This is a genomic window from Paenibacillus sp. FSL R7-0204, assembly GCF_038002225.1.
In the GTDB taxonomy this organism is placed as follows: Bacteria; Bacillota; Bacilli; order Paenibacillales; family Paenibacillaceae; genus Paenibacillus_AQ.
The window spans coordinates 4,781,928-4,804,701 of the sequence record NZ_JBBOCA010000001.1 but is presented as its reverse complement, the minus strand read 5'-3'; the positions used below and the strand labels follow the sequence as shown (position 1 = coordinate 4,804,701).

20 protein-coding genes are annotated in these 22,774 nt (G+C 49.6%); 14 read left to right on the top strand and 6 right to left on the bottom strand.

What is annotated here, in order from left to right; all coding sequences use genetic code 11:
* Nucleotides 1-24: 24 nt before the first annotated feature.
* From MKX42_RS21370 to MKX42_RS21355, 4 genes are all read right to left on the bottom strand, one after another.
* The gene (locus MKX42_RS21370) at nt 25-975 is read right to left on the bottom strand and encodes a 2-keto-3-deoxygluconate permease (protein ID WP_340754419.1); all 951 of its coding nucleotides are present in this window, start codon (nt 973-975) and stop codon (nt 25-27) included.
* A gap of 5 nt (nt 976-980) precedes the next feature.
* Nucleotides 981-2,438: a glycoside hydrolase family 1 protein gene (locus MKX42_RS21365; protein WP_340754416.1), complete on the bottom strand. Its 1,458-nt coding sequence runs from the start codon at nt 2,436-2,438 to the stop codon at nt 981-983.
* Between the two features lie 28 nt (nt 2,439-2,466).
* Nucleotides 2,467-4,374, bottom strand: a complete 1,908-nt coding sequence (locus tag MKX42_RS21360; RefSeq protein ID WP_340754414.1) for a beta-glucoside-specific PTS transporter subunit IIABC — start codon at nt 4,372-4,374, stop codon at nt 2,467-2,469.
* 139 nt (nt 4,375-4,513) lie between these two features.
* Nucleotides 4,514-5,344, bottom strand: coding sequence for a PRD domain-containing protein (locus MKX42_RS21355; RefSeq protein WP_339313765.1), 831 nt, complete (start codon nt 5,342-5,344; stop codon nt 4,514-4,516).
* Nucleotides 5,345-5,691: 347 nt separating this feature from the next.
* On the opposite strand from MKX42_RS21355, the gene MKX42_RS21350 reads away from it, so the two are divergent.
* The gene (locus tag MKX42_RS21350; protein ID WP_340754412.1) at nt 5,692-6,738 is read left to right on the top strand and encodes an aromatic ring-hydroxylating dioxygenase subunit alpha; all 1,047 of its coding nucleotides are present in this window, start codon (nt 5,692-5,694) and stop codon (nt 6,736-6,738) included.
* Nucleotides 6,739-6,852: 114 nt separating this feature from the next.
* Here the strand turns inward: MKX42_RS21350 and MKX42_RS21345 are convergent, their stop codons facing one another.
* Both MKX42_RS21345 and MKX42_RS21340 read right to left on the bottom strand, forming a co-directional pair.
* Nucleotides 6,853-7,518: a histidine phosphatase family protein gene (locus MKX42_RS21345; protein WP_340754411.1), complete on the bottom strand. Its 666-nt coding sequence runs from the start codon at nt 7,516-7,518 to the stop codon at nt 6,853-6,855.
* Between the two features lie 188 nt (nt 7,519-7,706).
* A complete protein-coding gene (locus MKX42_RS21340) occupies nt 7,707-8,702 on the bottom strand; it encodes a quinone oxidoreductase family protein (protein WP_340754408.1) in 996 nt (331 codons plus the stop codon).
* 176 nt (nt 8,703-8,878) lie between these two features.
* Between MKX42_RS21340 and MKX42_RS21335 the strand changes: the two genes are divergently transcribed.
* The 13 genes from MKX42_RS21335 (at nt 8,879) to MKX42_RS21275 (ending at nt 22,689) form a co-directional block, all read left to right on the top strand.
* Nucleotides 8,879-9,334: a MarR family winged helix-turn-helix transcriptional regulator gene (locus MKX42_RS21335; protein ID WP_340754406.1), complete on the top strand. Its 456-nt coding sequence runs from the start codon at nt 8,879-8,881 to the stop codon at nt 9,332-9,334.
* A 47-nt stretch (nt 9,335-9,381) separates the two neighbouring features.
* On the top strand, nt 9,382-9,732 hold the full coding sequence (locus tag MKX42_RS21330) for an ArsR/SmtB family transcription factor (protein ID WP_340754404.1): 351 nt from the start codon (nt 9,382-9,384) through the stop codon (nt 9,730-9,732).
* Between the two features lie 301 nt (nt 9,733-10,033).
* Nucleotides 10,034-10,705 (top strand): TetR/AcrR family transcriptional regulator, encoded by a 672-nt coding sequence (locus MKX42_RS21325; protein ID WP_340754402.1) that lies wholly within the window; start codon nt 10,034-10,036, stop codon nt 10,703-10,705.
* Nucleotides 10,692-11,978: an MFS transporter gene (locus tag MKX42_RS21320; RefSeq protein WP_445669337.1), complete on the top strand. Its 1,287-nt coding sequence runs from the start codon at nt 10,692-10,694 to the stop codon at nt 11,976-11,978. Before MKX42_RS21325 ends, MKX42_RS21320 begins: the two co-directional genes overlap by 14 nt.
* A gap of 3 nt (nt 11,979-11,981) precedes the next feature.
* Nucleotides 11,982-14,300: an ABC transporter permease gene (locus MKX42_RS21315; RefSeq protein WP_340754400.1), complete on the top strand. Its 2,319-nt coding sequence runs from the start codon at nt 11,982-11,984 to the stop codon at nt 14,298-14,300.
* A gap of 9 nt (nt 14,301-14,309) precedes the next feature.
* Nucleotides 14,310-15,068, top strand: coding sequence for an ABC transporter ATP-binding protein (locus MKX42_RS21310; RefSeq protein WP_340754398.1), 759 nt, complete (start codon nt 14,310-14,312; stop codon nt 15,066-15,068).
* Between the two features lie 332 nt (nt 15,069-15,400).
* On the top strand, nt 15,401-15,997 hold the full coding sequence (locus MKX42_RS21305; protein ID WP_340754396.1) for an RNA polymerase sigma factor: 597 nt from the start codon (nt 15,401-15,403) through the stop codon (nt 15,995-15,997).
* Complete coding sequence (locus MKX42_RS21300) at nt 15,933-16,718, top strand: hypothetical protein (RefSeq protein ID WP_340754393.1); 786 nt, start codon at nt 15,933-15,935, stop codon at nt 16,716-16,718. The genes MKX42_RS21305 and MKX42_RS21300 overlap by 65 nt, the downstream gene beginning before the upstream one ends.
* A gap of 45 nt (nt 16,719-16,763) precedes the next feature.
* The gene (locus MKX42_RS21295) at nt 16,764-17,657 is read left to right on the top strand and encodes an ABC transporter ATP-binding protein (protein WP_340754391.1); all 894 of its coding nucleotides are present in this window, start codon (nt 16,764-16,766) and stop codon (nt 17,655-17,657) included.
* A gap of 12 nt (nt 17,658-17,669) precedes the next feature.
* The gene (locus MKX42_RS21290) at nt 17,670-18,908 is read left to right on the top strand and encodes a hypothetical protein (RefSeq protein WP_340754389.1); all 1,239 of its coding nucleotides are present in this window, start codon (nt 17,670-17,672) and stop codon (nt 18,906-18,908) included.
* A gap of 11 nt (nt 18,909-18,919) precedes the next feature.
* The gene (locus MKX42_RS21285) at nt 18,920-20,158 is read left to right on the top strand and encodes a hypothetical protein (RefSeq protein WP_340754387.1); all 1,239 of its coding nucleotides are present in this window, start codon (nt 18,920-18,922) and stop codon (nt 20,156-20,158) included.
* Nucleotides 20,159-20,384: 226 nt separating this feature from the next.
* Nucleotides 20,385-21,098 (top strand): ABC transporter ATP-binding protein, encoded by a 714-nt coding sequence (locus tag MKX42_RS21280; RefSeq protein ID WP_340754386.1) that lies wholly within the window; start codon nt 20,385-20,387, stop codon nt 21,096-21,098.
* Complete coding sequence (locus tag MKX42_RS21275; RefSeq protein ID WP_340754384.1) at nt 21,091-22,689, top strand: hypothetical protein; 1,599 nt, start codon at nt 21,091-21,093, stop codon at nt 22,687-22,689. Before MKX42_RS21280 ends, MKX42_RS21275 begins: the two co-directional genes overlap by 8 nt.
* The last annotated feature ends 85 nt before the right edge of the window (nt 22,690-22,774 follow it).

Below are 22,774 nucleotides of genomic sequence, written 5' to 3'. Positions count from 1 at the left end.
TTGGTATTATGTCTCTGGTTGCAGCTAATGGCCGGCTTCGGCCGAGTTCACTTTTCCAGCCAGCCGTTTAACCACATAAGGTATGGTGATGGAAGTCAGGATGACAGTAAAAGCAATCTGTGCTATAGCTGTATCCGCATATGGTGCATAAGCCGGGTTAAAACCGGCAGCTATCCCGGGCACAACCATCGATAGACCGGCGACTGAACAGGTAGCCGCCGCTGCATACCCCGGGCGTTTTAACAAGTGACGGTCAATCATAACCAGCGGCAGCAGACAAAGCAGGAAGAAGAGTAAGGTTAGCAGCAGGCCGGATAAGCTCGACCGGAAGGCCAGGCTCAGGTTGATGCTAGACCCGAAGCTGATGCCGAGGAATGGCAATAGGATCACTGTTCCCGGAGCAAACATCCTCTGAAGGTTAGCATCAAGATTGCCAAGCAGTATACCTACGGCAAAAGGGAGCAGCGTGGCCGCCACGCTAAGATAATCAATTCCTGCCTCGCTGGCCGAGTTCAGAATCATGACCGGAATGACCGGAACGGCGATCAGGTTCAAAATACCAAAGGCTCCCTGATCCATTTCATCTCCGTAGGAATTCATCAGCGCCAGGTAAAGGCCCGGATTGCAGCTAGTCAGCACTGCGATGAAGGCAATGGCAGAAATACCGGCAAAGCCCTCGATGCCGAATCCATAAACGAATGCCCATCCAAACATCCAGGCGATCAGGATTCTTGCCAGAACATGCACCCCGGCGCGCTTCAGTGTAGCAGGGAGCAGGCGGAGGTCCAACTGCGTCCCGGATACAAACAGGATCAAGCCGATAAGCACCATCGTTCCTCTGGAGGTAAACAGAGCGGTTGTAGGATCACCAATGCCGAACAGCTGCGGAAATACCGTGTTGACGGCGGCTGCCAGCAGCATGGGGACGATGAGCAGACCGCCAGGTATTTTTTGGACAGACCGTAGTATATTCATACTGTTTACAGCTCGGCCCCGTTCGTCCGGATAACATTCTGATACCAATAGAAGGAATCCTTGAGGGTTCTCTTCATCGTCCCGTTGCCGTAGTCATCCTGATCCACATAGATGAACCCGTAACGTTTGCTCATTTCCGAGGTAGAAGAGCTGATCATGTCAATCGGCCCCCACATGGTATAGCCTATCATTTCGACACCATCCTGAATGGCCAGCCCCATCTGTTCGATATGTTTTCTCAAGAATTCAATGCGGTAAGGATCGTTCACAGTACCGTCTTCATTTAACTTGTCGTAGAAGCCTGAGCTGTTCTCCAGAATGAATACCGGTTTGTGGTAGCGGTCATACACCAGGTTCAACGTGTAACGCAGGCCTACAGGGTCGATCTGCCAGCCCCACTCATTTTCAGGCAAATGCGGGTTTTTATATACACTGTGTACGTTGCCTGCGGTCAATTCCAATTGCTCCGTATCGCTGCTGGAAATCATGGAATTGTAGTAGGACATGCCGACGTAATCTGCCGTATGTGTACGGATGCTATCCAGATCGCCATCCTCGATGTGCAGCGTGATATTTTTGTCTTTGAAATACGTCTTGGCGTAATAAGGATACTCGCCCAGGTTCAAGACATCGAGGAAGAACTGGTTTTTCATCTGGTCATCCTTCTGCATCTGGAGGGCATCCTCCGGTTTGCAGGTGTACGGATAGGTCGTGAAGTAAGCGACCATGCTGCCGATTTGGTTACCCGGATCAATCTCATGCGCCAGTCTGGTCGCTCTAGAGGCTGCCACGAACTGATGGTGTAACCCCTGGAACAGCATTTCCTCATAATTCGGTGCATCGTATTCGATAATTCCGAGCGTTTTTGCTCCGGCTTTGACACTCATGTTGATCTCATTGAACGTCACCCAATACTTTACTTTGCCCTTGTAACGCTTGAATAACACCTCGCAGTAGTTGACATATAAGTCCACCAGCCTGCGGTTATACCAGCCGCCGAATTTGTCAATCAGCACGATCGGCGTATCGAAATGGCTAATGGTGATCAGCGGCTCCATGCCGTGCTTCAGGCACTCCTCAATCACCTGATCGTAGAATTGCAATGCCTTCTCGTTCGGGGCGGCATCGTCTCCGCCCGGGAATACACGGGCCCATGCGATGGAGTAACGGAAGACCTTGAAGCCCATTTCGGCGAACAGAGCGATATCCTCACGGAACGTGTGGTAAAAGTCGATGCCGCGGCGTTTTGGATATTTAACCGTATCCGGGTCGTTTTTGGCTTCCTCGATCATTTCGCGGTTAATTCTCAACTGCTTGGTTACTTTACGATCATTATTCTTATTGAATTGCATCACATCAGGAATGGTCAGACTCTTCCCGTCTACATTATATGCACCTTCCGCCTGACAGGCGGAGAGAGCGCCTCCCCACAGGAAGCCTTCCGGAAATATAGATTGTGTCATGATATTGTTCCTCCTTGATTGGTATGAGTTATGGAATCAGTTTGAGCAGTGCTCCGCTTTCTTGGATGGGACCGCTATCAGAGGCCGTCAGTACATCGGCGAACTGCTGCATATTGGTCACGACAATAGAGGTAATTGTAGGGTAGCCATCGGCAATAATTCCTTCGGAATCGAATTCCACCAGCAGGTCGCCTGCCTGAATGGATTGACCTTGCTCTACATAGGATTTGAAATGCTTGCCTTTCAGGCTCACCGTATTTACGCCGATATGAATCAGTATTTCCACGCCGTTCGCTGCTTTAAGCCCGATGGCGTGTTTGGTTCTGTACAATGCCTCAACCACTCCGTCAAAAGGTGCGTACACTCTGCCTTCACTCGGCACAATGGCAATGCCTTTACCCATCAGCTCCTGAGAAAAGGCTTGGTCCTCAACCTCGGCTAACGGCTTAATTTCACCTGTCATCGGGCTGACGATCAGCATACCAGCGGTATCCGCAGCGCGGGATGCCGAAGGGGTGGCATCCTGAGCGGCTGCCGGCGAAGCGGCGTTCTTCTTAGCCTTCGTAGTGGCTTGCCCTTCCGCATCTTCCTTGATGCCTGCGAGCAAGGTGAATACAAATCCCAGAACGACTGCTGCGATGGACCCGATCACAATATAGACGTAACGGTCTGCTGTATATGTTCCCAGGGCCAAGACTCCCGGAAGGGCGATGGCATTTGCACTCGCATGAACAATACTGTAGAAACCGCCTACGATTCCGGCTGCCGCACACCCGGCAAAGAACGGCCGTTTGTAACGAAGATTGACGCCGTAAATCGCCGGCTCGGTAATGCCGAACAGGGCGGTGAAGCCGCTTGACCCGGCTGCGGATTTCATCGTATTGCTCTTGGTGAGGACGAAGACACCGAAGGCGGCTCCCGCCTGGGCCAGGTTAGCTGCAAGAGAGGCCGGCAGCAGCATGGTCGAGCCTATGCTGGCAATCTGTTGAATCTGGATCGGCATAATGGCGTAATGCATGCCAAACATAACCATAATGGGCTTGAAGAACCCGAGAATCGTACCTGCCAATACGCCAACGGTTGCATACAGGTAGTTGATGCCGTCGGTCAGCCAAGTACCGATATAAGAGCCGACCGGTCCAAGTACGATCAGTTCCAGCGGGATCATGATGAACAATACAATCATTGGAGTTAAGAGCACCCGCAGAAACTTGGGAATGAATTTGTCCACTACAGGGTAGAGGTAGCTCATGACCCACACGCCCAGGACAATTGGAATCACCGACGAGGAATATTTCATCAGCAGGATCGGCATGCCGAGGAAATCGATTGTTTTCACGCCGGTTTCGGCAATTTTGGCTGCGCCATCCAGAATCACGGGATGCATTAATCCGGCAGCAAGCGCAACGGCCAGATACGGATTGGTTTTAAATTTCTGGGCAGCACTTACAGCGATGAAGAAGGGCAGGAAGTAGAAAATCAGATCGCCAATCATATTGACGATGGACAGGAACCCGGAGCCTTCCATCCATCCTAGCGCTGCCAATACTGTAGCCACGCACTTGATCATACCGCAGCCGATCAAGGCCGGGAGCACTGGAGTGAAGATGCCTGCAATCGTCTCAAGGACCACATTTACCGGATTTTGTTTCTTTTTGGGAGCTGCATCCCCGTCTTCGCTCTGGAGGTTCTCCGAGGTGAGATTGCGCAGCTCAGCATACACAGCATCTACCTTGTTCCCGACCACCACTTGAACCTGCCCGCCTGCATTCTGCGCCTTCAGTACGCCTTCGAGTCGGTCCAGCGCCTTCAGATCGGCCTTTCTGTCTTCTTTAAGCACGAATCTCAGCCGTGTTGCACAGTGGGTGAGCGATGAGATATTACGTTCGCCGCCTACAAGCTCCAGTACATTTTGGGCCAATTCCTTGTTGTTCATGACCATTCTCCTTACATAAAGTAGTCTGGGAATAAAAAAATGACCAAGCCAAGGGAATCGTCATTCCCGTGTGCTTGGTCATGCCTGATCGAATCAGTAACAGTCCAATTCATAGTATGCAATTATCGGGCAGAGCCGGCTAGTCGTTGGAGATTAACCTTTGAATGTGAAGAATCAGATACAGCTTCTCATCATTGGTGCAGCTCCAGCCGTAATTGTTCTGCAGGAATGCCGCGATCTTCTCCACACACTCCAGTTCACGAGGGAATTTCTCTGTTACCATCTCAAACAACGCTTCATTCTCTTTCTTCAGCGACTTGCCGCTCATCTGCCGCATGATGAAATAGCGGACATGGGTGGCGAAGCGCATGAAGTGAATGGACTCTTCCTCAAAATCAATTTTCAGCGCGTATTTGATGATGGACAGCATCTCGCCGGTAACGGTGGTAATTTTGGTTGTATCGCTCATTTCTCCAGACCCCACCTGGGCATTCACAAAATGTAAGGCAATCAGGGTCGTTTCGGCTGCCGGGAGGCGGACTCCCGCTGTAGCTTCAATTAACCGGACTGCAGCTTCACCTACACGGGTCTCATCCGGGTATAGGGTGCGCACTTCCCATTCCAGCGGATTCTTGATGGAGACACCTTCACGGGTACGGGCCAGAGCGAAGCTTATATGGTCAGAGAGAGTGAGCAGCAGATTGGTATTGAACGTCTTATGCAGAATGTCGCTGCCCATGGTAATGACTTCTTCCGCCAGATAGATATGCTCAATCGGAATGCTGTTCAACAAGTCGTACATGCGGATGTTTTTGGGAGCGACAAAGATTTTCTCCACCACCATATCGGTTTCAGTCAACTGATAGGGGGTCTTTAGGAAACCAACGCCCTTGCCAACCACAAACACTTCCTCATTGTTGTCATTAATAGCAATAGCTACATTGTTGTTCACTTTTTTGATGACCTTCATACTTACTCACCTCCCGCCAAATAAAAATGACCGAAAAGGATTACAAAAAAATGTAATCGTTTTCGGTCATGCCTGGTTGCCCAGTAACAGTCCGTGTAAGGAATATAACCTTATTATAATCAGCAGCTTCGAAAAGTCAATCATGCATTTTGTGGGTATTAGAAATCAATTTATATGTCATTTTGCATAACATTGAATAGCTGATTTTAGGCTCGAATACAAAATATTCAGCTAAATAATTGATTGTCATGATGGAATTAGCTTAAAATACACTCAACAAGTCAGTTATTCTGACATATAATTAAGGAATCTTATGTATCTATAATATATGGAGAGGTGGGGCAGCCATGATAGAGGAAAAGAAACGGCAGGCAGAGCTTGAACTCCCGCGTGATTGCACCTTCTCGCCTGAAGACTGGCGTATTCTGGCCCAGTACTGGTATCCCGTGGCTACAGCAGCAGAGGTACAGGATCAGCCGGTGGCCGTGAAGCTGCTGGATATGAAGCTGGTATGCTACCGCAGCGGAGGCAAGGTGGTTATTGCCCGGGATCTGTGTTTTCACCGGGGAGCTCCGCTGAGTAAGGGATGGGTGGAGAACGGGGAGATTGTCTGCCCGTATCACGGGTTCCGCTATAATTGTGAGGGGAAATGTACTGCGGTACCGGCACATCCAAGCGCCAAAATCTCGCCCAAATTGAAATTGATTGTCTATCCGGCCGTCGAACGCTACGGTCTGATCTGGACCTGCCTGGCAGATGCGCCTGAGCAGATTCCCGCCTTCCCGGCCTGGGATGATCCCGACTATATTAATATTCTGATCCCGAGCTTCGATATTGCCGGCTCCTCCGGGCGGCAGATGGAAGGCTTCCTTGATGTATCCCATTTCGCTTACGTGCATACGGCAACCTTCGGTGACCGCAATAATACAGAGGTTCCCCAGTACAAGGTGTGGCGTGAAGGGGAGACGGAGCTGGTGGCCGAATACTGGAGCACGGTCAGCAACTATGGCAAAGGGCAGGAGAATCCTGCGCCGGAAGGCTTCCAGTGGCTGCGGGAGTTCCGTGTATTCGCACCGTTCGCCGCTTCGCTAACTGTCTATTTCCCGGATGAGGGCAGGCTGAAGATTCTGAACTGTGCTTCTCCGGTGTCGGCCCGTTATACCCGGCTGTTCTGCCCGATCTCGCGGAATTTTGATAAGAATGCGCCCTTAGAGGACACGGTGAAATTCAATCTGCAGGTATTCCAGGAGGATGCGGAGATGGTGGAGTCGCAGACGCCGGAGGATCTGCCGCTGGATCTGCAGGCTGAAGCCCATATTCCGGCAGACCGCACCTCCATTGCTTATAGACAGCTGCTAAGCAGTCTAGGGCTGGGGCAGAATTATACGTCCTGAGCATTATTAACAGCACACGCCCGGCAGCAGAGAGCAGAAGCTCGGCAGCCGGGCGTGTGCTGTTGTGTTGATTGGGTCTAGGCTGCCTGCGTAACTTCGAGTCAGCGGCGGCAGCTAGACCGTATAATTTTCCAGAGAAAGGCTCCATCTTCCGTCCACAAGCTCAATTCTGTGCAGGCTGGCATAGGAAGCCGGGAATTTACTGCCACGGTTATTCCAGTCGATCCCTTTAATGATGTGATAGATGATATTTATGACACCGCCGTGTGTAACAATAATTATGTTATCATCGGGGCCGCTGTCCTCATACTCTTCGCACAACCGGGTGAAGGTCTCTTGAATCCGGGTGAAGAATTCGAGCGGACTCTCTCCGTCAGGGTAACGCTCGTCCATCCGCAGTCCTGAGAAGTATAAGCCGGGGTAACGTTCATTCACGATTTCGTTCGGCATACCGGCGATCACACCATTGTTCATCTCCCGCCAGTCCATACTGCGCTCTAAGGGTAATTCTAGCTCTCTTACCAGCTCGCCGGCTGTATCCAGCGCCCGCTGCAGATCGCTGCTGACTATACGTTGTATAGGGAATGATGCCGAATTCTCTCTCAAAAAACAGCCCAGCTTCTCGGCTTGTCTGTAGCCTTGGGTATTTAGCCCCCGCTGGCTCCATCCGCCGCGATATCCTTCGTCATCCTTGCCGTGTCTTACCAGATATATCGCCAACTGCTCCTCGGCCCCCTGTTCTATGATGCGTAAGTATGATTCCTTAAAAGGTTCCTTCAAAAAGGATATCCTGCTAAGTCTATCACTTACTTTCCAGAATGTTCAAGAACAGAAGTTACAACCTTGGTAGCACAGATTGACAATACCCGGACATAGCTTGCCTGGAGGGTTCGGGAATTACTTATTTTAAAATATAAGAATGTATAGGTTTCACGCAATGCATTATCCTTCTATTTCTCGCTGAAACGTTATCGTCCTTTAAAAGGACGGCAATCCGTTTCTGCTTGCGGCACGAAGACAACACGCTGCTGATTGCCCGGCGGAGTCTTCCATACTTGTTCAATTTGGGATAGCGGATAAACGATAGGGTTCGCTGTTAGCTGACCCTCTGCAATGGCATGGATCAACGCTGGGAATTCAGCCAGATATCCGGCTGGCGTGACGGAACCCTGGCCGCTGCCTATGATTTGGAAGTTGGCAGAGCGCAGCGCAGCAGAAGGAATCGCGGCATCCGCACCTGCCATGGAACCGATCTGAATCCAGGTTAACAGCCGGCTGCGGTCGGACCGGCGGGTTAATATCGGGAGCATGGCGAGTGTAGCAGGCTCACCCCACAGATAGTCGAGAACGATATCAACTTCAGCTGAGGCTTCGCCGAGGTTCCGGGCCGCTGCCCCGGGATCTCCGGTAAGCGATATGACTACATCTGCACCATGCTGTGTAAGCGAACGCAGACGTTCCGGGTTCCGCCCGGCAGCGATGATCTGACTGGCTCCCATAAGCTTGGCGATCTGCACGGCCATCTGCCCGGAGTTGCCGGTAGCACCCAGAATGAGAACCTTGAACCCGGGTTTAGCCTGAACCCGGCGGCGGAGAGTTACCCAGGAGGACATGGCCGGATTCATCGCGGCGGCGATGAGCACGGGATCAGCATCTGCGGGTAGCGGGACTGCGCGGCGAATATCGATGAGGGTCTGGTCTGCGAAAGATCCCAGGGCATTATCGGTGGCTACAAAATAGACCAGCTTGCCATCCGGGAGCAGTCCCACTCCGTCGATACCTGGGATTAGCGGCAGTTCATCCGTACTCGTATAGTGAGAACCATTGGCTTGTGCCCGGACGCGGAGATGTAATCCGGCAGCCAGCACATCCACCAGAGCTTCGTGTTCTCTTGAAGGTGCCGGAGCTTCAACCTTTTCGTATTTCGGACCTGAATCGAATGATCTTACAACAGCAGCGTACATAAATAGGCCTCCATATACCCGGATATTTACCCGAGTGAGTGTTTTTGGTTTGTGGAACAAACTAAAAGGTTTGGAATACAAACAATAATAGTTTGTATTACGTACAAAGTCAACGGCTGCTGTGGTACAATAGGAGCAAGCAGGTCTGAAATATACAAAAGTGCGGAGTGAAATCAATGAGCAGTTACGATAATTCTTTGGATAAGCTGGATGATCTGTCGATGGTAGACAGCCTTGTGCAGCTATCCTTCCTGGTGCAGAATATCCTTGCCCGAATAGGGACGGAGCATGACCTGTCGATCATTCAGATTCGTCTGCTGGGGATTCTGCGCGACCGGGAGCCGGGAATGCTGCAGCTGGCCAAGCATCTGGGCCTCGACAAATCCAGCATTACAGGACTCGTTGACCGGGCGCAGCGCCGAGGGCTGGTAGAGCGTACCATATCAGAGAGTGACCGGCGGGCGTTCAATGTGAGGGCTACTCCGGCAGGCTGGAAGATCATCCACGAGGTCGGGGAGCAGATCGAGCGGCAGATTACTGCGGTAACCGATGGTCTTACTGGGGAGGAGCGGGCACAGATGATTGCCCTGGCCAGCAAGATTCTGGTCACTGCTCCAGGGATGAGCCGCTGAACGAAACGATAGGATTCGTGACGATGAAGCACATAGGAGGGATTTTCATGGATCAGGAGCTTATGGATGAACTGGCGTCTCAATTCAAGAATTCGCTGAAGGTGCTGAACGCGGTCGGTGCCGAGACCCGGCAAGCTATCCTGATGGCCTTGCTGCAAGGGCCGCAAGACCCGGGCATGCGTGTAGGCGAGATAAGAGGGATCACCCATTTTTCCCGTCCGGTCGTGTCCCATCACCTTAGAATATTGATAGAGGCCGGAATTGTTAGCGTCCGCAAAGAAGGCACCCGCAACTATTACCGGCTGGACTCCGGAAGCAAGCTGATGGTGCTCAAAAGCTTGGTGAGCGGGCTGGAGAAGGTTCTGGCACAATGCGAGCGTGAGGCAGAGATTCTCTAATCATGGAGAATCCCTGCTTTGCGGTATGCGAAAACCGAATACAAACGCTGCTGTGAGGGTGCGGGCCAAATGTATGCGAATAATTTAAGCTACCATGTTCCATCCAAGCGTGCTATGCTATAATCACTAACCGACAGACAGTCGGTCGGTGAGTGGGCTTGTTACAAATAAAGCTACGGTTACAGCCAAGGTTACACCCAAAGCAACATGTACACTTACAGTCAAAGTTACCTCCAAAGCCACAATCACCGTTACACCCAAAGTTAGGATCATCCCGACTTCACCATAAGGAGACATGACCATGAGAGTTGTAAAAGAAGCGGAAGCCCGCAGAAATGAGATTCTGGATGTAGCCGAGGAACTATTCGGGCAGAAGGGCTTCGACGGTACGAGCACGGGCGATATTCTGGGCAAGGTCGGCATTGCGCGCGGGACGCTGTATTATCATTTCAAATCGAAGGAGGACATTATGGACGCGCTGATTGAGCGGACGAATGCCACTATCCTTCATGCTGCGCAGCAGATTGCTGAAGACAAGAGCATACCCGTCATTGACCGGATTCTCCGTGCGGTCATGGCGCTGAATATCAGGAGCGGAGACGGCAGCAGCACAGAGATTATGGAGCATATCCACAAGCCGCAGAATGCGCTGATGCATCAAAAGATTCAGAAGGCGGTCATTCATGGCGTTCCGCCGATTCTGGCCTCCATCATCAGCGAGGGAATAGAGCAGGGGATATTCAATACGCCTTATCCGTATGAATGTATGGAGATGGTTGTGGTCTACGCCACCACCATTTTTGACCAAGATATGGTCGAAATGACGGAGGAGGAGCGAATGTCACGCATTCTGGCCTTCATCTCCAATGTGGAACGGCTGCTCGGTGCCGGGAGCGGAAGTCTGATGAGTGTGATGCAGATGTTCGTCGGAGCGGGCAGAGTGGAAGAGGGTAAGGGCAATGGAGGTGAATAGATCCGGCACTGGCTTCGGCAGATTCCTGTTTCTGTGGTCGGGGCAGCTGATCTCAGCCATCGGCAGCGGGCTCACCGCGTTCGGGCTGGGGATCTATACCTTACAGCAGACCGGGCAAGCTTCGGCTATGGCGCTGGTGACCCTGCTGGCATTCATGCCTTCACTGCTGCTCAGTCCAGTCGCAGGCGTGCTAGCAGACCGTTATGACCGCAGGCTGCTGATGGTGGTGGGGGATACGCTCTCTGCCTTAGGTCTGATTTATATTCTGGTCTGCCTGCTGAATGGAGACGCACGGCTGTGGCAGATCTGCTTAGGGGTGACCGTCAGCTCGGTATTCTCCTCATTGCTTGATCCCGCCTATAAGGCTACGATAACCGATCTGCTTACAGAGGAGCAGTATACGAAGGCCAGCGGGTTTGTGCAGATTGCCGGCTCCGCCAAATATCTGATTTCGCCGCTCATTGCCGGGCTGCTGCTTACAGTCTCTGATGTGAAGCTGCTGCTGATTATCGACATCTGTACTTTTTTTCTAACCGTGCCTACTACGCTTGCGGTCCGCAGCGGTCTTACCTCCAAGAAGACGGAGCAGGCACCGGCCTTTATCCGTGAATTTCAAGAAGGCTGGAGAGCAGTCTCCGGGAATCGGGGAGTATTGGTGCTGGTGATTATGACCTCGGTCATGACCTTCTTCATCGGGTTCATTGAGACCTTGTCCATGCCGATGATTCTGGCGTTCTCAAGCAGTGCGGTCTTGGGGACGCTTGAGACGGTCATGGCATCAGGAATGCTGGTGTCGAGTGTCATTATAGGAATGCTACATATACAAAAGAATTTTGTGCGCATGCTGGCAGTGTCGCTTTTTTGCTCAGGGATCAGTATCGCCGTCTTCGGACTGCGTGAGAACATCGTGCTGATCGGCGCTGCGGGCTTTATGTTTTTTGCCATGCTGCCCTTTACGAATACTGCCCTGGATTATCTGGTCCGCACCAACATCGACAATTCCGTTCAGGGGAGAGCCTGGTCACTGATCGGACTGCTCTCACAGCTGGGCTTCGTGGCGGCCTATATGCTGGCAGGTGTGCTGGCAGACTACGTATTTACTCCCTTGCTGGTAAGCGGCGGAGTTCTGGCGGATAGTGTGGGGCGGATCATCGGCACAGGCAGCGGGCGGGGGATGGGACTTCTCATCATCATTGCCGGGCTGCTGTTAAGCGCCGCTTCGGTCATGATCTATCGGCTCAAATCCATTACAAGTCTTGAGAGCAGGGGGTAAATTATGTTTTACCGAATCATCCGCAGAGATATCCGCACAAGCAAGGGAATTACACTCACGACAATGCTGTTCGTAGCGGCTGCAGCCATGCTCGTCTCTCTGTCAGCCATTCTGGTCGTCAATCTGAGCGGGGCCATCGATCATCTGATGACACAGGCGAAGACGCCGCATTTCCTGCAGATGCATTCAGGCCAGCTGGATCAAGCCCGGCTCAAGGCTTTTTCAGAGCAGAACAGCAAGGTTGAAGATCACCAGGTGCTTAACTTCCTCAATGTAGAAGGTGCAAAGATTGTCATGGACGGCCATACGCTTACGGACAGTGTTCAGGATAACGGCTTCAGCACGCAGAGCGGGAGGTTTGATTATCTGCTTGATCTGGACGGGAATGTGATTAATGTACGGGGCGGTGAGGTGTATGTCCCGATCAGTTATATGAAGGATGGCTCCGTCAAGGCCGGAGGGACGGTTACCGTGGGAGACACAAGTCTCACCGTAGCGGGGTTCCTGCGGGATTCACAGATGAACTCACTGCTTGCTTCGTCGAAGCGGTTCCTCGTCAGCCCGGCGGATTATGCGGAGCTGGCGCAGTACGGAACCACGGAATACCTGATTGAGTTCAGACTGAAGGACCTGTCGATGCTGGGAGCCTTCGAAACCGACTATACTGCAGCAGGACTTGAGGGGAACGGCCCGGTGATTACGTACCCCCTGTTCAGAGTGCTTAATGCGATTTCTGACGGGCTGATGATTGCGGTGATCCTGCTGGCGAGCGTGCTGGTCGTTATTATTGCTTTTCTATGTATACGGTTCACCCTCATGGCAACCATCGAGAGCGATTACCGGGAGATCGGTGTCATGAAGGCCATCGGTCTGCGCGTCTCGGATCTCAAAAGAATCTATCTGGCCAAATACGCAGCGATAGCAGCTCTGGGGAGTATCCTCGGCTTGGCATTATCGTTCAGCTTCAGAGGTCTGCTGCTTGAGAATATCAGGCTGTATATGGGCGAAAGTGGGCATCCGGCACTTGCTCTGGCCTGCGGCATACTTGGCGTACTGCTCGTATTCCTCATTATTGTTGCCTATGTGAACAGGGTGCTGAAGCGTTTCCGGAAGATTTCGGCGGTCGAAGCCATCCGTTTCGGCACATCCCAGCAGACCCGGGCGGGCTCAGGGCGGTTTACCTTGAGCGCCAACCGGCTGCTGAACACGAATGTTTATCTAGGCGTTAAGGATGTCTTGTCGAGAAAAGCTCTATATGCAACTATGCTTGCAGTACTCGTCATCTCTTCCTTCCTTATGATTGTGCCCCAGAATCTCTATCATACGATCTCCTCTCCAAGCTTCATTACATACATGGGCATCGGTGACAGTGATCTGCGCCTGGATATCCAGCAGACGGACCATATTGCAGAGAAGGCCGCAGATATTGCGCGGGTGATGGAGCAGGATGTGATGATCTTCCGCTTTGCGGTGCTGACCACTCACGCGCTGAATGTGAAGCTGGACAATGGCGACCTTGAGCGGATAAAGGTTGAGCTGGGCGACCATTCCATTTTTCCGGTGGCCTATGCTGAAGGACATGGCCCGGCTGCAGCGAATGAGATTGCCCTCTCCGCCGCGAATGCCAAGGAGCTGGGCAAGCAAGCCGGCGATTCCCTGACCCTGCTCGTAGACGGAAAAGCGAAGGAGCTTACGGTGTCCGGGATTTACTCGGATGTGACCAATGGCGGGAAAACAGCCAAGGCCACCTTCACTACGACTTCTGATCAGGCCATGTGGGCCGTGATTTATGCGGAGCTTGCCGATTCCATGCTGATCAGCAGCAAGGTGAGTGAATATGCAGAGCGGTTCAGTTATGCGAAGGTGTCCGATATCGGGGAATATGTGACGCAGACCCTCGGCTCTACCATTAGCTCAGTCGGTAAGGCTGCATGGGCTGCTCTAGCCGTGATGCTGGTCCTTAATGTACTGATTACACTGCTGTTTATGCGTATGCTGGTAGCTAAGGACCGTTACCCTATAGCCGTCATGAAATCCATGGGCTTCCGGAATTCAGATCTGACTGTACAGTATTATGCGCGTTCTATCTTTGTACTTGTGACCGGAATGGCTCTGGGCATCCTGCTGGCGAACACCATAGGGCAGATTCTTGCAGGAGCAGTAATCTCCTCCTTCGGGGCTTCGTCATTCAAGTTCGTGGTGAATCCGCTCTCAGCGTATCTGCTGTGTCCGCTAATCATGACTGGTTCTGTACTCATCGGGGCGGTTATCGGCACATCGGGCATCGGTAGAATTCAAATATCCGGCAATATTAAGGAGTAGATCAAGCAGATGAAGAAGATCATTTCGGGAGAAAATATAACCAAACAATATGGCACCGGCGAGGAGCAGCGCAAGGTGCTGGACGGGGTATCCGTCGAGATTCACGAAGGTGAATTCGTCTCGGTAATGGGACCCTCAGGCTCAGGGAAGTCCACGCTGATGTTTGCACTGAGCGGTATGGACCGGATCGACTGGGGGCTGGTAACTTTTGAAGGCAGGGACCTGGCGATACTTGCCGAGGATGAGCTTGCCGATCTCCGCAGATCAGGAATGGGCTTCGTGTTCCAGCAGCCGACGCTGATGAAGAATCTGAACATCCTGGACAATATTATTCTGCCGTCGATGCGCAGCAACCGTCGGAAGGTTGCGGCGATTACGGATAAGGCGCAGCAGCTTATGCAGAAGGTGGGGATCGCGGAGCTGGCGAAGCGTGATATTACAGAGGCTTCGGGCGGACAGCTGCAACGGGCTGGGATCTGCCGCGCGCTGATGGGCAATCCGCGCATTATTTTCGGGGATGAGCCGACCGGTGCGCTGAATCTGAAGGCTGCCGAGGAGATCATGGACCTGCTGTCCGGAATCAATGAAGAAGGTACGGCCATCATGCTGGTCACCCATGATGCCACTGTGGCAGCCAGGACGCAGCGGATTATGTTCATGTGTGACGGCCGGATCGTCGATGAGATACGCCTGCCGAAATACAGCGGAGGGACGCTTGAGCCCCGCATGAACTTAATCACGGCAAAAATGCGGGAGATTGGGATATGATGGTAAAATATTTGAGTTCAACACGTCCTCTGAAGCTGCAAAATTACTGATAGAAAAAATATTACTAAGCATGCTTAGTAATATTTTTTTATATAACGTTCTCCTTGACCACAAATCTGACATTAGTGACAAAAGAAATAGGGGATTTCTTGGCAGCGGTTCCAGGCACGCCGAACTTATGCAGCAGGAAGGATTGTATGCTCATCTGTACAGAATGCAGGCAGATTCATATGAAAAAGAATCTTTTCAGGAGATTCACGAAAAAGTCACATTATAATTCCATTTTTTTACGGATAAATCAGTTAGACATAATAAGGAGAGGAGGGAACTTGGTGGATGAGGTAGAGTGGATCCGAAAAATACAGGAGGGGGAGACGCAGTATCTTACACCGCTGATCGAGCATTACTACCCAGGGATTCAGAAGTACTGCTACTACAGGGTCCGAAGTGAGGAAGAAGCAAAAGATCTGACTCAGGAAACCTTCTATCGATTCTGCAGAGGTATTGACAAGTATAGGCATGCGGGAAAATGTCTTGCCTATTTATACACAATCGCCCGGAATCTTTGTAATGATTACCTGCAAAAACGACGCTCATTGTCTTGGGAGCAAGTGCAGGAAACAGAAAAAGTGTATACACGGCAAACCCCTTCTATTGAAGAGCAAGTGGAAGGAGAGCAGCTGGTGACTGAACTGCTTCTGCTGCTGCCTGAAGAACAGAGGGAAATGGTCTTTATGCGATACTGTCTGGACATGACTTTTCGCGACATTGCCCGTGTTACGGGAGTAAATGTATGCATGGCCCAATATAAGGTGAATCGCGGACTAGTTGTATTTAGAAACTATTTAGAAAGGAGTGAGTTTGTTGAAAAAGAAGAAGCAACATTTCATCACAACCACACTAAGAGACTACCCTTCGTTTCCCGTTGATCAAAAGCGAGTAGAACAAACCATTCATGGGGCTAATGAGATGCTGCGACAAGCACAGGTCACGCGAAGAACCTCATTTTCAGAGTTTTATAAGGCTCAACTTTCTTTTATTAGTTGGAAAGTCTGGATGCTACAACTGTTAATTGTCGCTGGAATGGGCGTACTTCTATATCAATTTGTTAATCGACCTCACAGAGATATTGAAATTGTCATGCTGGCTTCTATTGCTGCTCCTTTATTAGTGATTGCGGGTTTACAGACACTGACCCGATCCTTGACTTGTCATATGATGGAGATTGAATTAAGCACCTGGCGGAGGCTGGAGAAGCTGACACTGGTGCGCATGAGTCTGCTTGGCATTGCGGATCTAATCGGTCTGATCATTTTGGCCATTCTCTTGAACGTTTGGATAGAGATGGAGATTGTGAGCCTCCTGCTATATCTTCTGGTACCGTTCAATGTGTCATGTCTTGGATCCCTTTGGTTAATGAACCGAGTTCGTAACACAAATTGTGGATATTACTGTCTGGCATATTGCGGACTGTTGATTATAGCACAGGTTATTTGTTCATTTACTCCTTCCTTATCCTTATTTCTTTCATCAGCAACCGGATCTTGGCAGATATTACTGGTGCTTTCTTTGGGCGGGATTGTCTACGAGACTCGAGGGGTTAGCAGGAACTTCAAAAGTCTGGAAACAGCCGTGAAATTACATTATTAAGTTTATAGTAGACAGATCAATTGTGATTATAAGGAGAAGTGTGGAATGCTTGAACTGAAATTAAATCAAGTGAGCAAACAATTTTCTGCTAAAAGAGCGGTAAACGGGATCTCAATCCAGATTTCTAATGGTGTCTATGGCCTACTGGGAGCAAATGGTGCAGGAAAAACAACACTGCTACGAATGATCTGCGGAGTCCTGAACCCTACATCGGGTACGATTCAGATGAATAAAGAGGATATCAGTGACATGGGGGAGCGCTATCGTGACTTGCTTGGCTATCTGCCCCAAGACTTCGGTTATTATCCTGATTTCAGTGCAGAGGAGTTTCTGTGGTATGTTGGATCGCTAAAGGGATTGACTTTGGCGGCATCAAAAGGGAAAGCACGGGAATTACTGGGCACAGTGGCTCTGGAGGATGTGGCCCGGAAGAAAATTCGTACCTTTTCTGGAGGAATGAAGCAGCGGCTGGGTATTGCACAGGCTCTTCTTAATGATCCCCGCATTCTGGTACTGGACGAGCCCACGGCAGGTCTTGATCCTAAAGAACGGGTCCGTTTCCGTAATTTAATTGCTGATCTGGCCAGAGATAAAATAGTAATTATGTCAACCCATATTGTATCCGATGTGGAATATATTGCCGATCAAATTCTTGTAATGAAAAAAGGGGAGTTGATGAAAAGCGGAACGGTTGATCAACTGACAGCAACGATGAAAGGATGCGTATGGACTTGTCATGTCCCGCTGCGGGATGCTGAGGAATGGAATGCCCGATATTGTGTAAGCAATTTGCGCCATGAAGGGGATCAGGTGGAATTGAGAATTGTGTCCGCAGATCAACCGAACGAGACGGCGATATCAGTCGTACCCTCATTGGAGGACTTCTATTTATATCATTTTCAGGATGAAGAAGAAGCTGTCACGGCTAAGGGGAAATAGGAGGTATGATCCATGGACATACTAACCCGGTTTGAACTGCGAAAGATTATCAGTAAAAAATCATTTTATGCAGGAATTTTAATTTTAGTAGCGGTGGCGTTATTTTTATCTATTGTACTGGTTGAAAATATGCAAATGACCGGTAAGGATGGAAAGTTTGTGAATGGAGTTACAGCCATTCGGCTAAAAAGAGAGTACAATCGGCAGCTTGCCGGTCCGTTAACTATAGCAGCAATGGAGGCCGCTGTAAGAAGGCATCAGGACTTACTTCATGATCCTGATAACCTGGACAAGAAGGGGGAGATGACTGTCGAAGCAAATGCAAAATACGATACGAAGGATAATCAAATTCAATTTTTAATAATGTATGCCTTTTCTCCTGTAGGTGAATACGATTATTATTTAATCGACAGAATCAACCCTGAAGAAATGAAGGATTTTTATCAGAAACGGCTGGGAAAGGTCCAGGTGTTTTTAAGTAGCAATGATTCTGATAACAACTATACTGATAAGGAAAAAGCTTACTTTATTAAAATGAACCAGCAAATTCCAGTGCCTTTTCAGATGGACTACGTTACCGGCTGGGAAAATGTATTCGAGAATTTACCGAGCCTCTTTCTAATTATTGCTTTTGTTATTGGGTTTAGCCTCGCACCGGTTTTTGCCGGGGAGTATCAGAATAGAACGGATGCTATAGTTTTATCTACCCGTTATGGAAGAAGCAAAGCCATTGCTGCTAAATTAAAAGCAAGCTTTATAGTTTCTGTAGGACTTATTATTTTTCCGATTTTGATATACACTTTTTTGATTTTAGGGGTGTTTGGATTTGATGGTGCGGGTGCCCATGTACAAATGATCAAATTTTTGGCCCCTGTTCCCTACACTGTTATTGAGACCTACCTGTGGGCGGTATTGATCGGCAGTCTGGCATGTCTTATGGTAGGAGCCTTGACACTTTGGTTCTCCAGCCGGATGAGCAATTCATTCTCAGTTATTGTAGCAGCCGGAGTCCTGCTTGTAGGTACCCAGTTTATTCCCGATAGCAAAAATAGTCGTCTATTAAGCTATCTGACAGATATGCTTCCCGGAAATATGTTTAACGGCTATAGAAAGATAACGGGTTATGAAGTATTTAATATCGGGGGACAGTTGATTCCAACGTATAAAATAATGGTTGTGTTCTCGATAATTGCTATAGCACTTCTGATACCTTTTACTTACCGGGCATTCAAAAAGCATCAGGTTGTATAGGGGGATGAATCATGGACACGCTAACCCGTTTTGAAATACGGAAAATAACAAGGGGCAAATTGTTTTATGTCGCCATTGGACTTGTGATGGCTGTTGTCTTACTTTTGGTCAACATGAGGTTTACTGGGGCATACATAACCGATCAAACGGGGAAGGAAATTAAAGGAATTGCAGCAATTGCTTTGGGGAAAAAATATGCGCTTCAGCATGCCGGACCCTTGTCAACGGAAAAAATAGCAAATGCGATTGAACGCCATAATAAAATTTTGCTTGATCCGAAAAATATTGATGCTAATGGGAATTTAAATCAGCATGCTTATGCTGTATATGAAGTTCCAGATGAACAGATCAATACGTTAATACGGTATGTCTTTTCACCCTTAAGTCAGTACGAATATTCTGTAATGAATAGATTACATAAGGATGATGCAAAGAGATTTTATGAGAAACGGATAGAAAAAATGATCGGATATTTAGATTACGATTATTCTTATGGTAATTATTCAAATAAGGAGAAAGCTTTTTTTAAAGCAATGAACGAAGAACTCCGCGTTCCCTTTCAGATGGATTATGTTACTGGCTGGGAGAAGGTATTTCAAAATCTTCAAAATCTCTTTTTAGTGATTGCTTTAGCTACTGGAATATGTCTTGCTCCAATCTTTGCTGGTGAATATCAGCGGGGCACCGATGCCATAATATTGTCTACCCGCTATGGCAGAAATAAGGTGATTATAGCCAAACTCAAGGCGGGCTTTATCCTATCTTTAGGCTTACTCTTCTTAGTGCTTATGCTATACACACTTCTTCTTCTGGGGATATTTGGTTTTGAAGGCGCGGGAGCCAATGTACAGATCATTGATCTTTTAGCTCCCGTCCCCTATACGGTAATTCAAGCATATCTGTGGACGATCTTGATTGGTAGTTTAGCCTGTCTGATGGTAGGAGCATTGACGTTATGGCTGTCTAGCAGGATGAATAGTCCCTTTTCAGTTATTATTGTAATTGGTATTTTTGTAATTGGTCCATTCTTTATTCCTGCAAGCAAGAGCAGCCGTTTGTTTAATCAACTGATGGATTTATTACCGGCTAATATGTTTAATGGTTTCAAAAAAATCACTTCATATGAAGTGATTGATCTATTCGGCGCATTAATTCTAGAGTATAAGTTCATGACAGGCTTTGCTATTATTATTATAGCAGCATTGCTTCCACTTACTTTTAGAGCATTTAAGAACCATCAGGTAACCTGATTAAGAATAAAGTGTACTTTATGTATTATTTTAAATCAGCTTGCAGACTGCCGATAAATTAATATAAATAGCTTTAAAAAAGACGGAGACTCTCACAGGGTTGAAGTCTTCTTTTTTGTATTATATAGAAAATGCGGGAGATTGGGATTTCATATTGAAATGAACCATTAGCCCGGGCTGTTCGTATTATAGTTATTTTCTAACACTAAGGAAGAGGTGAGAGGAAATGCTGACCATCAAGAATTTTACGAAGAGTTACAAAGGCGGGGCTAAAGCGGTGAATGATCTTAGCCTCGAAGTTGAACGGGGTGACATCTACGGCTTCATCGGGCATAACGGCGCAGGCAAGACTACTACCATCCGCGCTGTGGTGGGCGTGCTTGATTTTGAACAAGGGGAGATTGAAATTGACGGCATCTCAATTAAGAAAGATCCGTTAGCCTGTAAGTCGAAAATTGCCTACATCCCGGATAACCCGGACCTGTACGATCACCTGACGGGGATTCAGTACCTGAATTTCATCGGCGATCTCTTCAGTGTATCGAAGTCCACCCGGGAGCGGCTGATCGGGCAATACGGCGATGCCTTCCAGCTCACAGCCAGTCTGGGCGACTTGATCTCCTCGTATTCCCACGGCATGAAGCAGAAGCTGGCCATTATCTCGGCGCTGATTCATGAGCCGAAGCTGCTGGTGCTGGACGAACCTTTTGTCGGCCTTGATCCGAAGGCGGCGCATACGCTGAAGACGATCATGGCAGATGTGTGCAGCAGAGGCAGTGCGATTTTCTTCTCCACGCATGTGCTGGATACCGCTGAGAAGCTCTGCAATAAGATTGCGATCATCAAAGGCGGTCGGCTGATTGCCCATGGTAAGACCGAAGAGGTCAGGGGCGAGAATAGCCTGGAGGATGTATTCATGGAGCTGATCGATCATGATTAATGTCTGGAGATTAACGAAGCTGCAGCTGTTGTCCTCCTTCGGCCTCAATAAAGCGCTGCATACGAAGGACCCTGCGGAGAGACGGAAGGCGCTGCTGCTCAGCATCGCGATGATAGCCGGGATACTCATGATAGGATTCGTGTCTTACGGGTACAGCTTCATGATGGCGCAGTCGTTCGAGCAGCTTGGACGGATGGACTTATTGCTGGCAGTGATGATGGCGGTCACTTCGCTGGTCGGCTTCTTCACTACGGTCTATAAGGCTAGCGGGGTATTATTCAGTTATAAAGACTACGATATGATCATGTCGCTTCCCGTGAAGACCAGCCATGTGGTGGCGAGCCGGGTGCTTCAGCTCTATGTGATGAATCTGTTCTTCACGCTGCTGGTCATGCTTCCGGCGGGGGTGGTGTATGCGATACATGTGAAGCCGGGCGTGCTGTTCTACCTGTTTTTCCTATTGACGCTCTTCTTCATTAATCTGCTGCCGATTATAGCGGCTGCGCTTGTGGGCACCCTCATTAGCTGGGTCTCGTCCCGGTTCCGGGCGAGCAAAATCCTGAATATGATCCTCACGTTCGCCTTCATCATTGTACTGATGCTGGGCTCGTTCACGCTCAATCAAGGGCAGCAGGCGATTGCAGATGTTGGAGCCGCCTTGGGTGATATGATCTTCAAGGTGTATCCTCCGGCTTCCGTGTATGTTGACGCGGTCTGCTCGTACCGGGTAAGTGCCTTGCTCTTCTTCATCGCGGTGTCTGTGCTGGTCTTCATGCTGTTCTCAATCCTGCTGGCGACCCGGTATAAGGCGATTCATACAGGGCTTATGACCAGCCGGGCAAGCCGCGGATATACAATGAAGCCGCTACAGGCTAATTCAGCCTTCAAAGCCCTGTATAATAAGGAGCTTCGGCGTTATTTCAGCTCAGTCAATTATGTGCTGAACACAGGGATCGGCATGGTGCTGCTCCTGATGATGTCCATTTCCTTATTATTCGTCAGCTCCAAGCAGCTGGGAACTATACTTGACATCCCGCAGCTGTCGGACTCCCTAAGTACGCTGAGTCCGCTGGTTATCTCTCTATTCGTTGTTCTGAGCTGTACAACAGCCTGCTCTATTTCGCTGGAAGGCAATCATCTGTGGATCTTGACCAGCTCCCCCGTGCCCAAACCGGCGATTGTATTCAGCAAGGTGGCGGTGAATCTCACCATTACGTTACCGGTGATTGCCGTAAGCTGGGGGCTGCTGACCTATACCCTGCAAGCCGGGTGGATGGAGAGTATATTCATGCTGGCCGTTCCGGTAGTCTATGCCTGCTATTCCGCGCTGCTGGGCGTTATGGTGAACCTGAAGCTGCCCAAGCTCGACTGGACAAGTGAAGTTGCGGCGATCAAGCAAAGTGCGTCGGTGCTGGTAACGATGATTATCGGTGTCCTCACGCTGGCTGTTCCCGCCGTACTGTTCATGCTTCTTCCTGGGGTGGGCGGAAATCTCATCCTGCTGGGATACGGTGTGCTTCTGGTGGCCGTCTGCGCCGGAATGTACAGATATATCCAGATCAACGGGGAACGGTTGTTTCAGAAGCTGTAGGAGTATACGAATCAGTACCTGAAGCTGTGGGATATGTTCGGCGTGATTCAGGTCATCAGGAAGGGCGAGGTGCTCTTTCAGAGGG

Excerpts from the sequence above, each read along its gene's own strand:
- MKX42_RS21355 (WP_339313765.1), bottom strand. The coding sequence starts at position 5,344 with ATGAAGGTCATCAAAAAAGTGAACAACAATGTAGCTATTGCTATTAAT.
- MKX42_RS21290 (WP_340754389.1), top strand. The coding sequence starts at position 17,670 with ATGGACATACTAACCCGGTTTGAACTGCGAAAGATTATCAGTAAAAAA.
- MKX42_RS21360 (WP_340754414.1), bottom strand. The coding sequence starts at position 4,374 with ATGAACAACAAGGAATTGGCCCAAAATGTACTGGAGCTTGTAGGCGGC.
- MKX42_RS21285 (WP_340754387.1), top strand. The coding sequence starts at position 18,920 with ATGGACACGCTAACCCGTTTTGAAATACGGAAAATAACAAGGGGCAAA.
- MKX42_RS21335 (WP_340754406.1), top strand. The coding sequence starts at position 8,879 with ATGAGCAGTTACGATAATTCTTTGGATAAGCTGGATGATCTGTCGATG.
- MKX42_RS21325 (WP_340754402.1), top strand. The coding sequence starts at position 10,034 with ATGAGAGTTGTAAAAGAAGCGGAAGCCCGCAGAAATGAGATTCTGGAT.
- MKX42_RS21370 (WP_340754419.1), bottom strand. The coding sequence starts at position 975 with ATGAATATACTACGGTCTGTCCAAAAAATACCTGGCGGTCTGCTCATC.
- MKX42_RS21315 (WP_340754400.1), top strand. The coding sequence starts at position 11,982 with ATGTTTTACCGAATCATCCGCAGAGATATCCGCACAAGCAAGGGAATT.
- MKX42_RS21275 (WP_340754384.1), top strand. The coding sequence starts at position 21,091 with ATGATTAATGTCTGGAGATTAACGAAGCTGCAGCTGTTGTCCTCCTTC.
- MKX42_RS21365 (WP_340754416.1), bottom strand. The coding sequence starts at position 2,438 with ATGACACAATCTATATTTCCGGAAGGCTTCCTGTGGGGAGGCGCTCTC.
- MKX42_RS21350 (WP_340754412.1), top strand. The coding sequence starts at position 5,692 with ATGATAGAGGAAAAGAAACGGCAGGCAGAGCTTGAACTCCCGCGTGAT.
- MKX42_RS21320 (WP_445669337.1), top strand. The coding sequence starts at position 10,692 with ATGGAGGTGAATAGATCCGGCACTGGCTTCGGCAGATTCCTGTTTCTG.
- MKX42_RS21340 (WP_340754408.1), bottom strand. The coding sequence starts at position 8,702 with ATGTACGCTGCTGTTGTAAGATCATTCGATTCAGGTCCGAAATACGAA.
- MKX42_RS21310 (WP_340754398.1), top strand. The coding sequence starts at position 14,310 with ATGAAGAAGATCATTTCGGGAGAAAATATAACCAAACAATATGGCACC.
- MKX42_RS21295 (WP_340754391.1), top strand. The coding sequence starts at position 16,764 with ATGCTTGAACTGAAATTAAATCAAGTGAGCAAACAATTTTCTGCTAAA.
- MKX42_RS21330 (WP_340754404.1), top strand. The coding sequence starts at position 9,382 with ATGGATCAGGAGCTTATGGATGAACTGGCGTCTCAATTCAAGAATTCG.
- MKX42_RS21280 (WP_340754386.1), top strand. The coding sequence starts at position 20,385 with ATGCTGACCATCAAGAATTTTACGAAGAGTTACAAAGGCGGGGCTAAA.